The organism is Cryobacterium sp. 10I1 (assembly GCF_035019805.1).
GTDB classification, from domain to species: Bacteria; Actinomycetota; Actinomycetes; order Actinomycetales; family Microbacteriaceae; genus Cryobacterium; species Cryobacterium glucosi.
In genome coordinates, this window is the sequence record NZ_JASJVF010000065.1 from 1 (window position 1) to 14,419 (window position 14,419).

At 66.9% G+C, this 14,419-nt stretch carries 14 protein-coding genes, 1 tRNA gene and 1 pseudogene; 8 read left to right on the forward strand and 8 right to left on the reverse strand.

Annotated features, from left to right (window positions below; translation table 11 throughout):
- Positions 1 to 804 (forward strand): annotated as a pseudogene (locus QN345_RS08135) (hypothetical protein); the annotation flags it as partial.
- 73 nt (positions 805 to 877) lie between these two features.
- Positions 878 to 1,792 (forward strand): DUF1684 domain-containing protein, encoded by a 915-nt coding sequence (locus QN345_RS08140; RefSeq protein ID WP_322135874.1) that lies wholly within the window; start codon positions 878 to 880, stop codon positions 1,790 to 1,792.
- A 94-nt stretch (positions 1,793 to 1,886) separates the two neighbouring features.
- Here the strand turns inward: QN345_RS08140 and QN345_RS08145 are convergent, their stop codons facing one another.
- Positions 1,887 to 2,498 carry a PadR family transcriptional regulator gene (locus QN345_RS08145; protein WP_322135873.1) on the reverse strand — a complete coding sequence of 204 codons (612 nt, stop codon included), beginning with the start codon at positions 2,496 to 2,498 and terminating at the stop codon, positions 1,887 to 1,889.
- A 251-nt stretch (positions 2,499 to 2,749) separates the two neighbouring features.
- On the opposite strand from QN345_RS08145, the gene QN345_RS08150 reads away from it, so the two are divergent.
- A complete protein-coding gene (locus QN345_RS08150; RefSeq protein WP_134446471.1) occupies positions 2,750 to 3,271 on the forward strand; it encodes a DUF3145 domain-containing protein in 522 nt (173 codons plus the stop codon).
- Positions 3,272 to 3,403: 132 nt separating this feature from the next.
- Here QN345_RS08150 and QN345_RS08155 read toward each other — a convergent pair whose 3' ends face one another.
- The 6 genes from QN345_RS08155 to aceE all read right to left on the reverse strand — a co-directional run bounded on the left by QN345_RS08155 (position 3,404) and on the right by aceE (position 11,020).
- Positions 3,404 to 4,639, reverse strand: coding sequence for a beta-ketoacyl-[acyl-carrier-protein] synthase family protein (locus QN345_RS08155; RefSeq protein WP_134558431.1), 1,236 nt, complete (start codon positions 4,637 to 4,639; stop codon positions 3,404 to 3,406).
- 88 nt (positions 4,640 to 4,727) lie between these two features.
- Positions 4,728 to 4,976: an acyl carrier protein gene (locus QN345_RS08160; RefSeq protein ID WP_134446473.1), complete on the reverse strand. Its 249-nt coding sequence runs from the start codon at positions 4,974 to 4,976 to the stop codon at positions 4,728 to 4,730.
- A 60-nt stretch (positions 4,977 to 5,036) separates the two neighbouring features.
- Entirely contained in the window at positions 5,037 to 6,041 is a 1,005-nt protein-coding gene (locus tag QN345_RS08165) for a beta-ketoacyl-ACP synthase III (RefSeq protein ID WP_134446474.1), read from the reverse strand.
- Between the two features lie 18 nt (positions 6,042 to 6,059).
- Complete coding sequence (locus QN345_RS08170) at positions 6,060 to 6,977, reverse strand: ACP S-malonyltransferase (RefSeq protein WP_134446475.1); 918 nt, start codon at positions 6,975 to 6,977, stop codon at positions 6,060 to 6,062.
- Positions 6,978 to 7,080: 103 nt separating this feature from the next.
- Entirely contained in the window at positions 7,081 to 8,286 is a 1,206-nt protein-coding gene (locus QN345_RS08175; protein ID WP_134446476.1) for a PucR family transcriptional regulator, read from the reverse strand.
- Positions 8,287 to 8,293: 7 nt separating this feature from the next.
- Positions 8,294 to 11,020 carry a pyruvate dehydrogenase (acetyl-transferring), homodimeric type gene (gene aceE, locus QN345_RS08180; RefSeq protein ID WP_134446477.1) on the reverse strand — a complete coding sequence of 909 codons (2,727 nt, stop codon included), beginning with the start codon at positions 11,018 to 11,020 and terminating at the stop codon, positions 8,294 to 8,296.
- Between the two features lie 244 nt (positions 11,021 to 11,264).
- On the opposite strand from aceE, the gene QN345_RS08185 reads away from it, so the two are divergent.
- The 5 genes from QN345_RS08185 (at position 11,265) to QN345_RS08205 (ending at position 14,000) form a co-directional block, all read left to right on the forward strand.
- Entirely contained in the window at positions 11,265 to 11,732 is a 468-nt protein-coding gene (locus tag QN345_RS08185; RefSeq protein WP_134446478.1) for a peroxiredoxin, read from the forward strand.
- A gap of 63 nt (positions 11,733 to 11,795) precedes the next feature.
- Positions 11,796 to 11,871, forward strand: a tRNA-Val gene (locus QN345_RS08190).
- Between the two features lie 232 nt (positions 11,872 to 12,103).
- Positions 12,104 to 12,859 carry a GAF and ANTAR domain-containing protein gene (locus QN345_RS08195; protein ID WP_322135872.1) on the forward strand — a complete coding sequence of 252 codons (756 nt, stop codon included), beginning with the start codon at positions 12,104 to 12,106 and terminating at the stop codon, positions 12,857 to 12,859.
- A gap of 9 nt (positions 12,860 to 12,868) precedes the next feature.
- Positions 12,869 to 13,582: a GAF and ANTAR domain-containing protein gene (locus tag QN345_RS08200; protein WP_134446480.1), complete on the forward strand. Its 714-nt coding sequence runs from the start codon at positions 12,869 to 12,871 to the stop codon at positions 13,580 to 13,582.
- A 79-nt stretch (positions 13,583 to 13,661) separates the two neighbouring features.
- Complete coding sequence (locus QN345_RS08205) at positions 13,662 to 14,000, forward strand: hypothetical protein (protein WP_134446481.1); 339 nt, start codon at positions 13,662 to 13,664, stop codon at positions 13,998 to 14,000.
- Here QN345_RS08205 and QN345_RS08210 read toward each other — a convergent pair.
- A partial coding sequence (locus tag QN345_RS08210; protein WP_323508559.1) for a universal stress protein occupies positions 13,994 to 14,419 on the reverse strand: 426 nt, incomplete at its 5' end. The genes QN345_RS08205 and QN345_RS08210 overlap by 7 nt on opposite strands.

Below are 14,419 nucleotides of genomic sequence, written 5' to 3' on the forward strand. Positions count from 1 at the left end.
GGAGTCGGTGTGCGTGACCCGGTCCACGAGGTACGTCTGCACGCCCCAGGTGAGCGCGAGGCGGCGGCGGATGCCGGCCGTGGCACGGACCTCTACGCCGGCATCGTCGCGAGCGGCGTCGTCGAGACCCGCGCCCACGCCAAGGTGGCCATGCTCGGCGCGATGTACGGTGCGACGACGGGGGAGAGCGGGCGGTTGCTGCCCCGGCTCGCGCGGGCGTATCCGCGGGCACTCGCGTTGACCGAGACAGCCGCGCGCGCAGGCGAGCGCGGCGACCAGGTCACGACCAGGCTGGGCCGGTCCTCGCCGCCTCCCGGAGAAGAGTGGTATGCCGCGCAGTCTCTGGCTTCGTCGGAGGGAGCCGGCGATGCCGATGAGCGGAGGGCGCGCACCCAGGCCAGGGACTGGGGTCGTTTCACGCGCAACTTCGTGGTGCAGGGGAGTGCGGCCGAGTGGGCGTTGTGCTGGATGGCGGAAATCCGGCGGGAACTCCGGAAACTGGCGTCGGACGTCGGCGCAGATGCCGGATCCGGGTTGGAGCCCCGGTCTCCTTCCCGGGCTCCTTCCGGGTCTTCTTCCGGGTCCCGTTCCGGTCGGGGCGGTGTCGTGTTCGCCGATATCCCGCACCTGGTGTTCTTCCTCCACGACGAGGTCATCGTGCATACCCCGGAGCATCTGGCGGCCAGGGTCGCGACCATTATCGAAGATGCCGCGGCCACGGCGGGGAGGCACCTGTTCGGCACCTTCCCTGTCGACTTCCTGCTGACCGTCGCCACCGTCGACAACTACGGCGACGCGAAATAGCGCCCGCCGCGGCAATAAACCCGGGCCCGTGCCCGTTGCACTGAAGACACTCACACGACGGGATGGCGCAGGCATGACACAGCAGGTAGAGCAGGGCAGCGCAGACCAGGGCGGCGCATTCCAAGGCAACGACGCCCAGGGCAGCACAGACCAGGACCGGACGGACGCCGCACTCGCACGGCTCGCCGAATTCCGGGACGCACGCTCCCGCGCGGTCGTCGGCCCGCGCGGCAACCTCGCCCTCGTGAACACCCAGTGGATCACCGGTGACCCCGCGGTCGGCCAGCCGGTCTGGGGCGTCCCCGGGTTATGGGCGCCGCTCCCCGCTGGGGTGTCCGGGCTCGCGCTGACAGCGGCAGCGAGCGAGGGGATCACCGTCGACGGTGACGTGGTCGATGGATCGGTGCTCGTGGCCGGACTCGACGCGATGCAGCCCTCGAGCATCCGCTTCAGCGACACGCTCACGGGAACGGTGATCGCCGGCGAAGACGGCGGGTATGCCCTCCGGGTCTGGGACGCCGCCTCCGAGGGAATCCGCGATTTCGGCCGGATCGATGCATTCCCCTACGATCCGGACTGGGTGGTCGAGGCGACGTTCACGCCGATCCCCGGGCGGGGTGAGGTCAGCATCGCACACCTGCAGGATGAGGGACGGACCCGCCAGCGCGCCCTGCCCGGCGAGATCACCTTCACCAGGGATGGCATCGACTACAACCTCGTTGCCTTCGAGGACGGGCCGAGCCTGCTCCTCGTGTTCGCCGACGCGACCAACGGGGTCAGCACCTACAGCGTCGGCCGATTCCTGCGCGTCTCACCGGAGGGCGACGGAACGATTCGCCTCGACTTCAACCGGGCCTACCTGCCGCCGTGCGCCTTCAGCTACAACTTCAACTGCCCGATCGCACCTGCCCAGAACCGACTCACCATCCCGATCGAGGCCGGCGAGCGCATGGTCCTGACCGCGGACGGCACGCCGCTGCACGACTGAACCGATCGTCTCGACTTTCGGCGAAGTCGTCCACGGGCTGCATCGTCCACGGGCTGCGTCTCATACTTCTTCCGGACTGGACGCCGTGATCGAGCTATGCCGCCACCGCCGGCCGCCGGCCGCGCCGTGGCTTCTGAAGATTGAGACCGTGCCCGAACTCGCCTGGGGCGGCGGCCAGCGTGCGCTCCGTGCTCTCGAGCCAGGCCAGTGCCGCGGTCGCGAGGGCATGCCGCGCCCCCGCGCCGAGCAGGTCCTGCCCGGCGCCCGGCCGGAGCTCCCCGCCGTGCGCCCCGGCGACGGTGTTGTCGCTTCCTGCGCCGGGACCGGAGTCCGCAAGGTCGGACTCCCAGTGCGTGCGATAGCGGGCGATGATGCCGAGAACGTCCGTATCAGGGAGTGACGACGCGAGCAGCACCCGGTCGACGAGGTCGTTCCACTCCTCGCCGACGGCGCTCTCCGTCGCGGTCAGCCAGGCAGATGCTTCGCTCAATCCGGACGAGGTCGCCCGGTACAGGGGGAGTCCGTCGTCAGTGGTCCCTGCCGATTCCACGACTCCCTGTTTCACGAGTCGCTCGAGAGTGCCGTAGACCTGGCCGGCGTTCACGTTCCGGCGACCGGCCGTACGGGAACTGAGTTCAGCGTGAAGCTGGAATCCGTATGCCGGACCGATCGACAGGATCACAAGCAGACAACTGCGTACCGACACCGGGCCTCCGAAGCGAGAGATAGCTATACCGAGTATAGCGAACCGGTCCACGGGAAAACGCGCGGGAACCGGTTGAACTGGTGGGATCAAATAACCCGATCTTCCTTGAATACCCACAGGCGGCTGAGGCATAATCCAAGGAGACGGCAGCAATTCCGTCGTAGCGACAAGTTCACACTCGCTTGCATCGTATTGAATCCGCAGTTCTGAGGTCGTTGGGGAAGACGCATCTCACAGAACGGAGAAAATCGATGACAGCAATACCTGCGCGCCGGCCACCAACTGCGCGAGGGGTGCTTTTGGTGCATTCGTCGCCACGGGCACTCAGCCCGCATGTGGAGTGGGCGGTCGGTCGCGCCCTCGGCGAGGCCGTCAACTTCGACTGGTCCGATCAGCCGGTGCTCACGGGTTCCCAGCGCGCCGAATACCACTGGGAGGGCGCACCAGGGACCGGCGCGTGCCTCGCATCCGCGCTGCTCGGATGGGACCACTTGCGCTTCGAAGTGACCGAGGACGCCGGGTTCGGCGTCGATGGCGGGCGGTGGCTGCACACGCCGGAGCTCGGCATTTTCTTCGCACAGACCGACACCGTCGGGAACATCGTGATCCCGGAAGACCGGATTCGCTACGCCATGGAATCCGCCGGCGCGAACGCCGTCGAACTGCATCGCGAACTGCGCCTCGCCCTCGGGCAGGCCTGGGACGACGAACTCGAACCCTTCAGGCACGCGAGCGACTTCAATTCCGTGGTCTGGCTGCACAAGGTCGGCTGACAGTCCTGATTCGCACAAGGCCGGGGAAAGAGACACCTGGCGGAAACGAGAAAAGGCGGAAACGAGAACAGGCCCGACCCCGGGGGGTCGAGCCTGTTGCTGATAGACGTCCGAAGGGACCGAGCTTGTCGACTAGACCGAGCGGAAGGCCACGACGGCGTTGTGGCCGCCGAATCCGAACGAGTTGCTGATCGCGAGCAGGTTGCCGCCGGGCAGGGTGCGCGGTGAGGTCACGACGTCGAGCGGAATGGCCGGGTCCTGCTCGACGAGGTTGATCGTCGGCGGGGCGGTCCGCGTCGAGAGCGCCATCACGGTGAAGAACGCCTCGATCGCACCTGCACCACCGAGCAGGTGCCCGGTGGATGCCTTCGTCGCGGAAACGGGGATGCCCTCGAGCAGGTCGCCGAACACGCGACGGAGTGCGTTGTACTCAGCGATGTCCCCGACTGGCGTGCTTGTCGCATGCGCATTGATGTGGGCGACATCACTGAGATCGGCACCCGCGTTGCGGATGGCGGTGACCATAGCCCGGGCGGCCGCCGATCCCTCGGGGTCGGGAGCCGTGATGTGGTACGCGTCACTCGTGACGGCACCGCCGAGCAGTTCGGCGTAGATGTGCGCACCGCGGGCCTTGGCGTGTTCTTCGGTTTCGACGACGAGTGCTGCTGCACCCTCGCCGAGCACGAAGCCGTCGCGTGACACGTCGTACGGGCGTGAGGCATGGGCCGGGTCGTCGTTCCGCTTGGACAACGCCTGCATCGCCGCGAACGACGCGATCGGCAGTGGGTGGATCGCGGCTTCCGAGCCACCGGCGATGACGACGTCCGCGCGGCCGGCCTGCAGCCGGTCATAGGCGTTGACGAGGGACTCGGTGCTCGACGCGCAGGCGGAGACGACGGTCGTGATACCGGCGCGGGCGTGCAGGTCCATGCCGATTGCCGCGGCGGGACCGTTCGGCATCAGCATCGGGACGGTCATCGGCAGCACGCGGCGTGGGCCGCGTTCGCGCAGGGTGTCCCAGGCGTCGAGGAGGGTCCACACGCCGCCGATGCCGGTGGCCCAGTCGACGGCGAGCCGGTCGGCTTCGACCTCGGGAGATCCGGCATCCGCCCAGGCCTCGCGGCCGGCGATCAGCGCGAACTGGCTCGAGGGGTCGAGACGCTTGATCTCGTGCCTGGCGAGGACCTCGCTGGCGGGGACCCGCGCCTGCGCGGCGAAGGTGATCGGCAGCTGGGTGCGTGCGACCCATTCCTGCTCGAGGGTGGTGGCGCCGGACTCGCCGTTCAACAGCGCAGCCCAGGTCTCGGCGGCAGTGCCTCCGAGAGGGGAGGTCGCACCGATTCCGGTGATAACGATCTTCTTGGTCATATGCAACTCTCCGTGGTACATCAAAACGGCGGGCGGAGCCCACAGACCAGGCCGGTCGGCGATGCCGGCCGGCCTGGGCTCGTTAGTTTTAGTCCTGGGCCTTGACGATGAAGTCGACGGCGTCGCCGACGGTCTTAAGGTTCTTGACCTCTTCGTCGGGGATCTTCACGTCGAACTTCTCTTCTGCGTTGACGACAATGGTCATCATCGAGATGGAATCGATGTCGAGGTCGTCGGTGAACGACTTACCCATCTCAACCGTGTCAGCCGCAATGCCGGTCTCATCATTGATGAGCTCAGCGAGGCCGGACAGTACTTCTTCGGTGGACAATGCCATTTTTTTCTCCTTGGGGTGTCTCGTATGACCGAGATTCAGTTTAGAGGCGGTACGGGAAAACTACGGGAGCACGACGACCTGCGCGCCGAACACCAGTCCGGCTCCGAAGCCGATCTGCAGGGCGAGACCGCCACTGAGCTCAGGGTGTTCGGCAAGCAGGGTGTGCGTGGCGATCGGGATCGACGCCGACGAGGTGTTCCCCGTTGTGGCGATATCGCGCGCGATGACGACGGACTCGGGGAGCTTGAGCAGCTTCGCGAACTCGTCGATGATGCGCATGTTGGCCTGGTGCGGGATGAAGGCCGCGAGGTCGGCACTGGTCACGCCGGCGGCCTCGAGGGCCTGCTTGGCGACCTTGGCCATGTCCCAGACCGCCCAGCGGAAGACTGTCTGGCCCTCCTGGCGGAGCGTGGGCCACTCGGATTCACCGCGGTGGTATTCCTGCAGGGTGTGATTCATCTGGATCGCGCCGGCCTTGGAACCGTCGGACCCCCAGACGGTGCTCGAGATACCGGGGTAGTCGCTCGGACCGATCACGACGGCGCCTGCGCCGTCGCCGAGGAGGAACGAGATGCTGCGGTCGGTCGGGTCAACGAGGTCGGAGAGCTTTTCGGCCCCGACGACGAGCGCGTAGTGAGCGACACCGGTGCGGATGAGGGCGTCGGCCTGGGCCACGGCATATGCGTAACCGGCACAGGCGGCGTTGATGTCGTAGGCAGCGGCCGGGTTGGCGCCGACCTTGTCGGCGAGGACGGCGGCCATCGACGGGGTCTGGCGGCCGTTGCTGATGGTGGCGACGATGACGGCGTCGATCAGGGTCGGGTCGATGCCGGACTTCTCGATGGCCTCGGTGGCGGCAACGACGGCGAGGTCGACGGCCTGGACGTCCTTGCTGGCCCTGACGCGGCTGATGATGCCGGTACGCTGCTGGATCCACTCGTCGGACGAGTCGATCGGACCGACCAGGTCGTCGTTGGGAACGGTCAGGTCACCGCGGGCGGCACCGACCGACAGGATGCGCGTGAACGCGGGGCCGTGCGACTGCTGGAGTGTGGGCTTGGTCATGGTCTCTTTCCGTCGGGCTTACTGCTGGTCGATCAGTGCAAACGCGGCGGGCAAATCGTCCGGGGTCTTGATCGCGACGCTGGGTACGCCTTTGAGTGCACGCTTCGCAAGGCCGACGAGGGCGCCGGCTGGCGCGATCTCGATGATTCCGGTGACGCCAGCGGCCTCGAAAGACTGCATGCACATGTCCCACCGTACCGGCGAGGAGACCTGGTCGACGAGATATCCGACGAACCGCGCGCCGTCGGCGACCTGGCTGCCGTCCCGGTTCGTCCAGATCGGCAGGGTCGGGTTCGAGGGGGTGAGACGCGCGGCGACCGCGGCGAGCGAGGCGACGGCAGGCTGCATATACCGGGTGTGGAATGCACCGGCGACCTGAAGGGGGATGACACGCGAACGGGCAGGCGGAGCGGCGGAGAGACGGGCGAGTGCGTCGATCGCACCGGCTACGACGACCTGGCCGCCGCCGTTGAAGTTGGCCGGTTCGAGGCCGAGTTCGGTGAGGAGCGTGAGAAGTTCGGCTTCGTCGCCGCCGAGCACGGCGCTCATCCCGGACGGTTCGAGGGCTGCGGCCTCTGCCATCGCCGCGCCGCGTTCGCGCACGAACCCGAGGGCATCGGCGTCGTTCAGGATGCCGGCCCCGGCTGCGGCGGTGATCTCGCCGACTGAGTGCCCCGCGATCCCCGCGATGCGGTCGCGGCGACCGCCGGCGAAGAGCGCCCGCATGGTGAGGATTCCGGACGCAACGATCAGTGGCTGGGCGACGGCCGTGTCACGGATGGTGTCGGCGTCACTGACCGTGCCATGGGTGACAAGGTCGAGTCCGCTCGCGGCGGACATCGCGTCGAGTCCGGCGGCGAAGGCGGGGTCTTCAAGCCAGGGAACGAGGAAACCAGGGGTTTGCGAGCCCTGTCCGGGACAGACGACAACAATCATTCCCCTAGTCTCCCAAGCTCAATTCGCCGCGGAGTGTCGATGATCGACCAAGTATCCGGAAAACGTTTGTGTCTTCCCGCAGAAACAGGTCAAACGAGGGGTGTCAGCGTCGGCGGGTGGAGCCGTCGTGGTCGCTGATCGAGCCGAGGATGAGCGCGGACTGCAGGATGAGCGCCTCACGGGCGCCCGTCGCGTCGTAGCCGATGACCTCGGAGACGCGCTTCAGGCGGTAGCGCACGGTGTTGGGGTGAACAAAGAGTTCCCTGGCCGTCGCTTCAAGCGAGCGGCCGTTGTCGAGGTAGCACCACAGCGTCGTGAGCAGTTCGGTCGAGTGCGCCTGGAGCGGCCGGTAGATGCGGTGGATGAGGGTGGCGCGGGCGAGCGGGTCGCCTGCGAGCGCACGCTCCGGGAGCAGGTCGTCCGCCTGGACAGGGCGCGGCGCGTTCCGCCACGACCTGGCTACGGCGAAACCGGCCAGGGCCGCCTTCGCGCTCTTGGAGGCGTCGACGAGGTTGGGCACTTCGTGTCCGAGCACGAGGTGCCCGGCACCGAAGCTCGGTTCCAGTTGCACCGCGATCTCCATGAACGTCAGGGCGGATGCCGTCCCGACGGTGTCCTCGGAGTCCGCTGAGGCGGGGTGCGCGCGACCGATCACGAGAACAAGCCGGTTTCCCTGCACCCCGATCAGCACGTCGGCGGCCATGTGCCGCGCGGAGCGGCGCAGCTGGTCGACATCGAGCATCTTCGGGGTGGTGCCGACGAGCACGCAGACCTCGCCGTGGCCGTGCCAGCCGAGTGCGGCGATCCGGCTCGGCAGTTCGTCGTCGTACTCGCCGCTGAGGATCGAGTCGACCACGAGGGCCTCGAGCCGCACGTCCCAGAGCCCGCGTGCCTCGGCGGCGCGCGCGTAGACATCCGCAGCTCCGAAGGCGATCTCGCGGGAGTAGAGCAGGATCGCCTCGCGGAGGATCTCGCCGCCGTCCTTGACGCGTTCCTCGACGACCTCGACGGAGACCCGGATGAGCTGGAGGGTCTGCTGCAGGCTCACCGAGCGCAACAGCTCCCGCGGCGCGGCACCGAAGACGTCGGCCGCGATCCACGGAGTGGATTTCGGGTCGTCGAACCACGCGATGAAGGACGTGATGCCCGCCTGGGCCACCAGCCCGACCGAGGACCGCCGTCCTGGCGGCATATCGCCGTACCAGGGCAGCGTGTCCTCGAGTCGTTTCAGGGTCGCCGTGGACAGCTCCCCTGAGATGGTGCGCAACCAGGCGAGCGTCTGCTCCTTCGTCTTCGGTGCCGGGGCCACAGTCGGGTTAGCTCTCGCCCCCGGCGGAGCCCGTTGTGCCCGCGGTCACGTCGTGCAGCTGGTACTTCTCGATGGCCTGGCCGACGACCGCCCTGTCGATCTCGCCGCGACGGGCGAGCATCTCGAGGGTGCGGACGACCATGGACGGTCCGTCGATCTTGAAGAACCGACGGGCGGCAGGGCGGGTGTCCGAGAAGCCGAAGCCGTCCGCGCCGAGGGTGGCGAAATCGCCGGGGATGAACTGGCGGATCTGGTCGGGCACGGCGTGCATGAAGTCGCTGACCGCGATGAACGGGCCGGCGGCTCCGGCGAGCTTCTTCGTGACGTACGGCACCTGCGGGCCCTGGTCGGGGTTGAGGAAGTTGTGCTCCTCCGCCCGCATGCCGTCGCGGCGCAGTTCGGCCCAGGACGTGACGGACCAGACATCGGCCGAGACTCCCCAGTCGGAGGCGAGCAGGGCCTGCGCCTCGAGCGCCCACGGCACGGCGACACCGGAGGCCAGGAGCTGCGCCTTCGGTCCGGTGACCTGCGAGTGGTTGATCCGGTGGATGCCGTGCACGATGCCGTCGACGTCGACCTCGTCGGGCTCGGCCGGCTGCACGGCCGGCTCGTTGTACACGGTGATGTAGTACATGACGTTCGGGTCGTCGTGCAGGCCGCCGTACATCCGCTCGAGACCGGAACGCACGATGTGCGCGATCTCGTACCCGTACGCCGGGTCGTAGGACACGACGGCAGGGTTGGTGGATGCGAGGAGCGGCGAGTGGCCGTCGGCGTGCTGCAGTCCCTCACCGGTCAGGGTCGTGCGACCCGCGGTGGCTCCGATCATGAAGCCGCGGGCCATCTGGTCGCCGGCGGCCCACATGGCGTCGCCGGTGCGCTGGAATCCGAACATCGAGTAGAACACGTAGATCGGGATGAGCGGCTCACCCTGGGTGGCGTAGGTGGTCCCGACGTTCGTGAACGCGGCCATCGCGCCGGCCTCGTTGATGCCGACGTGCAGGATCTGGCCCTGCGGGCTCTCCTTGTACGCGAGCAGCTGGGCGTGGTCGACGGACGTGTACTGCTGGCCGTTCGGGTTGTAGATCTTGGCGTTCGGGAAGAACGCGTCGATTCCGAAGGTGCGGGCCTCGTCGGGGATGATCGGGACGATGCGGTTTCCGAAGTCCTTGGCGCGCAGGAGCTCCTTGAGCAGACGGACGAACGCCATCGTCGTGGCGATCTCCTGCGTGCCGGAGCCTTTCAGGGTCGGCGCGTACGTCGAGTCCTGCGGGAGGTTGACCTGGGTGTACTTGCTCCGGCGTTCCGGCACGTAGCCGCCGAGGGCGCGGCGGCGTTCGTGCAGGTACTGGATCGCCTCGTCGTTCTCGTCCGGACGGTAGTACGGCGGGAGGTAGGGGTTCTCCTCGAGCTGGGCATCCGTGATCGGCATGTGGGTGCTGTCACGGAAGGTCTTCAGGTTCTCGAGGGTGAACTTCTTCATCTGGTGGGTCGCGTTGCGGCCCTCGAAGCTCGGGCCGAGGGCGTAGCCCTTGACGGTCTTCGCGAGGATGACGGTCGGCTGGCCCTTGTGCTCCGACGCGGCCTTGAACGCCGCGTAGACCTTGCGGTAGTCGTGGCCGCCACGCTTGAGGTTCCAGATCTCGTCGTCGGTGTAGCCTTCGACGAGCTTCAGGGCGCGCGGGTCGCGGCCGAAGAAGTTCTCGCGAACGTATGCGCCGCTCTCGGCCTTGTACGTCTGGTAGTCGCCGTCGGGGGTGACGTTCATCAGGTTGAGCAGGGCGCCGTCGACGTCGCGGGACAGGAGGTCGTCCCACTCGCGGCCCCAGACGACTTTGATGACGTTCCAGCCGGCACCGCGGAAGAAGCTCTCGAGCTCCTGGATGATCTTTCCGTTTCCGCGGACGGGTCCATCGAGGCGCTGCAGGTTGCAGTTGATGATGAAGTTGAGGTTGTCGAGACCCTCGTTCGCGGCGACCTGGAGTTGGCCGCGGCTTTCGACCTCGTCCATCTCACCGTCGCCGAGGAACGCCCAGACCTGCTGGTCGCTGGCGTCCTTGATTCCGCGGTTGGTGAGGTACCGGTTGGTCTGCGCCTGGTAGATGGCGTTGATCGGACCGAGGCCCATCGACACCGTCGGGAACTGCCAGAACTCCGGCATCAGGCGCGGGTGCGGGTAGGACGACAGTCCCTGCGGCGCGTGCGACTTCTCCTGGCGGAAGCCGTCGAGCTGGTTCGCGGTCAGGCGGCCCTCGAGGAATGCCCGGGCGTAGGTGCCGGGGGAGGCGTGGCCCTGGATGAAGATCTGGTCTCCGCCACCCGGGTGGTCCTGGCCGCGGAAGAAGTGGTTGAAGCCGACCTCATAGAGGGCGGCGGATGAGGCGTATGTCGAGATGTGTCCGCCGACGGAGATCCCGGGTCGCTGTGCGCGGTGCACGAGCACGGCTGCGTTCCAGCGGATCCAGGCGCGGTAGCGGCGCTCGATGTCTTCATCGCCGGGGAAGTCCGGCTCGTTGCCGGCCGCGATCGTGTTGATGTAGTCGGTGGTGGGCACCATGGGGACGCCCAGGTGCAGTTCCTTGGATCGTTTGAGCAGGCTCAGCATGATCTCGCGGCCGCGTTCGTGTCCCTGGGCGGCCACGAGTGCGTCCAGAGATTCGGACCACTCTTTCGTCTCTTCCGGATCCGCATCCGTGCTGTTCACCGAGTATGGGTCCTGGTCGTTGACAGTCACAGTCGACCTCTCTCTATCGGGCAGGTCGTGTGATACGCGACCGTGCCTGGTTAGGCGTGCCGCAAAGCGGTCCCTGTGGACCGCTGGCACCACGCCAGCCTACAGATTCCAGCTGTGTGCCGCGCACGCGCGGCCGGTACGCGACGAACGCTGTCAGCGAAAGAATTGTCTAGGTTTCCCCCATCCCCGGGGCTAGGCTGTTCCGGCGCTTGCCACTGGTGGCTGACGCAGGAAAGGACGCACTATGGCTCTGGAGAATGACACCCAGGCACCCGACTTCGAATTGGTCAACCAGTACGGCGAGCACATCCAGCTCAGCCAGTATCGCGGTGACAAGTCGGTGGCATTGGTCTTCTTCCCTCTCGCGTTCTCGGGAATCTGCAGTGGCGAGTTGTGCACCCTGCGCGACAACCTGAGCCTGTTCGAGAACAGTGGTGTTGAACTCCTGGGTATTTCGGTGGATTCCCGGCACGCGCTGCGCGCCTGGGGAGAGCAGGAGAACTACGGATTCAACCTCCTCGCCGACTTCTGGCCGCATGGAGCCGTCGCCAAGGAATACGGCGTCTTCCTCGAGGAGAAGGGTTTCTCGAACCGCGCAACCTTCCTGATCGACCCGGACGGCATCATCCGTGCGAGCTTCATCACGGCTCCCGGCGAGGCGCGTTCGCTCGACGCATACCGTGCCGCGATCGGCGAACTCCAGCCCGCGTGACCCGATCGCCGCTCCCACCGGTATAGTGGTGTCGGTTCAACCCCGGCGGAAGTCGATACGCAGGGGCCTTTAGCTCAGTTGGTAGAGCGCCACGTTTACACCGTGGATGTCATCGGTTCGAGCCCGGTAGGGCCCACCAGTAGGTCAGCACCTCGGGGTGTCCGAGAGTGATTCCCCGGTTGACCGGGATCTGGTCTCACGGGTTAGGCTTGGGGTAATTCGGTGAGTCCTGCCGGGACTCCCGTGTGAACCGGTCGCTCCTCCGGGAGCCGAAAGGTCGTGTGTGCCAGTGGCTCTCCTGTGGAGTGATCTGCGAGTGGATGTCCCGGTCGGCCGGAGCAGGCATGCCCCCGGGGCACAGGACCCGGCCCGTGTCCCCCGTTAGCCGTGCGGCATTCGATACTGCCGCCCGGGAACTCGAAGCCTGGGACGACTCCGGCACGGAGCTCTGCGCCCCGTTCCTGAGAGTGCTCCCCATCGATGGAGCAGCGATCTCCACCCTCGGCGCGCCCTTCGGGACCGAGACGATCAGCGCGAGCGACGCGTTCGCCGCCCGGATCGACGAACTGCAATTCGATCTCGGCGAGGGACCGTGCTGGCGGGCGCTCGCGACCCGGCGCCCGGTCCTCTCGCCGGACATCCGCCTCGAGCAGAATCCGGCCTGGCCGATGTTTCGCGCGGCACTCGACGACGCGGAGGTCGGGGGACTGTTCGCCTTCCCTCTCGTCATCGGAACGCTCGAGATCGGCGCCGTCGACCTCTACTCGTCCGTTGCCGGCCCGTTGCCGCCGGAGGCTGTCGCCGACGCAACGGAACTCGCGGATATCGTCGCCCGGGTCGTGTTGCGCCGGGCGCTTCGAGACCACGTCTCCGTGGAACAGGATCCGGAGCGACTGGATGCCGACGGACCGAACCCTGCCGACCCGACGCAACCGGAAGCCGAGGGATTCTCGCGCCGCGTGATCCACCAGGCCACGGGGATGATCCTTGCCCAGCTGAATCTCTCCGCCACGGATGCATTGCTGCTCCTCCGTGGTTACGCTTTCTCAAACGGACGATCGGTGCGGTCCGTCGCACACGATGTGGTCGCCCGGAAAATTGATTTCTCCACGGTTATCGCACCTTAGGATTACAACATGGTCACACAATCCCGGGAGGGTCAGCTCGTCGAGACGTTCGTCACGCTGGCCGACACGCTCGTCGTCGGCTACGACGTCGTCGACCTCCTGCAGACTCTCGTCGAGCGGTGCGCGCTCCTCTTCGGAGCGTCCGCGGTGGGTATCATCCTCTCGGCCGGTCACGGAGACTTCGAGGTCGTGGCCTCCACCAACGAGCGCACCCGGCTGGTCGAAATCCTCCAGCTGCGAGCGGGCGCCGGTCCCTGCGTCGAGTGCGTGACGACCGGTGCCGCTGTCGCCATTCCCGACCTCGACGTCGTCGCCCCGAAATGGCCCCTCTTCCGTGCGGGTGCACTCGAACAGGGATTCCTCTCGATGCACGCCGTTCCCCTGCACCTGCGGGCGACGACCATCGGCTCACTCAATCTTTTCTGGGACCGTCTCGGCGGCCTTGGCGCCGAGGACCTGCGCACCGTTCAGGCCCTCGCGGACACGGCGACGATCGGAATCCTGCAGGAACGCGCGATCCGCGAGAGCGACATCGCTCGCGCACAGCTCCAGCACGCGCTCAACAGCCGCGTCGTGATCGAACAGGCCAAGGGCGTCATCGCGTTCATGCACGACGTCGACATGAGCGAGGCGTTCACGATGCTCCGTGACTACGCCAGGAGCCACAACAGGCCGCTCGCCGAAGTATCCGCGGCCGTCGTCGATCGCACCCTTCGCCTCTGAACCGGTTCTGCATATACTGGGGTTGCGCCCCGGACCCTGGCTGCACATGGACAGTTCACTGAGCCAGTGAGGGAAGACGATGAAGCGCATATTCCACGCAGGGGGATCCGTCGTAACCGGGAGTGACCTTGCCGATGCTGTCATGCAGTATGCCGAGAGACTGAGTACCCGAGGCCAGGTCGAAGTTGTCGACATTCCCGTCATCGGCGACAGCGGTCAGGTCGGGAGGGCCCAGTTCCTGATCGGCGCGGCGAGCCAGTTGACGAGCGTCACGTCCCCGACAGGTTTCCGCGAACTCGTCGATACCGACATCACCGCGGGCCTGCGCAGGAAGGCGCTCGCTCCGATGGCGGTGCCCCAGGGTGCTTGGACCGGCGACGGTCTCGATGCTCCCCAGTTCGACGAATTCGACTACTGAGGACGTCCCGTCTGACCGCTTGACGACGTCCCGTCGATTCGGCGCGGAATGACCACGATCGGGCAGGGCAGGTTGAGCAGCACGTCGTGGCTCACCGAGCCCAGGATGAGGCTCCCGACCGAGCCGCGTCCGTGCGTGCCGACCACGAGCAGTTCAGCCTCGGCGGACGCATCGACGAGTGCAGGGGCGGCCGGCCCGGTGTCGAGGATCTCGACGACGTCGAGTCCTGGACGGGCGTCCCGCACCCGTTGGGCCGTGATCGCGAGCGCTTCGGCATTGGCTTCGCGGAGCGCTTCGAACGGCACCGTCGCGCCGAGGTCGATCGCAACCGTCATCGGAATCGACCAGGAGTGCACGATCCGGAGTCCGCGCCCGAGCCTGACCGCTTCGTCGGCAGCCCAGTCGAGGGCTTCCGTGCC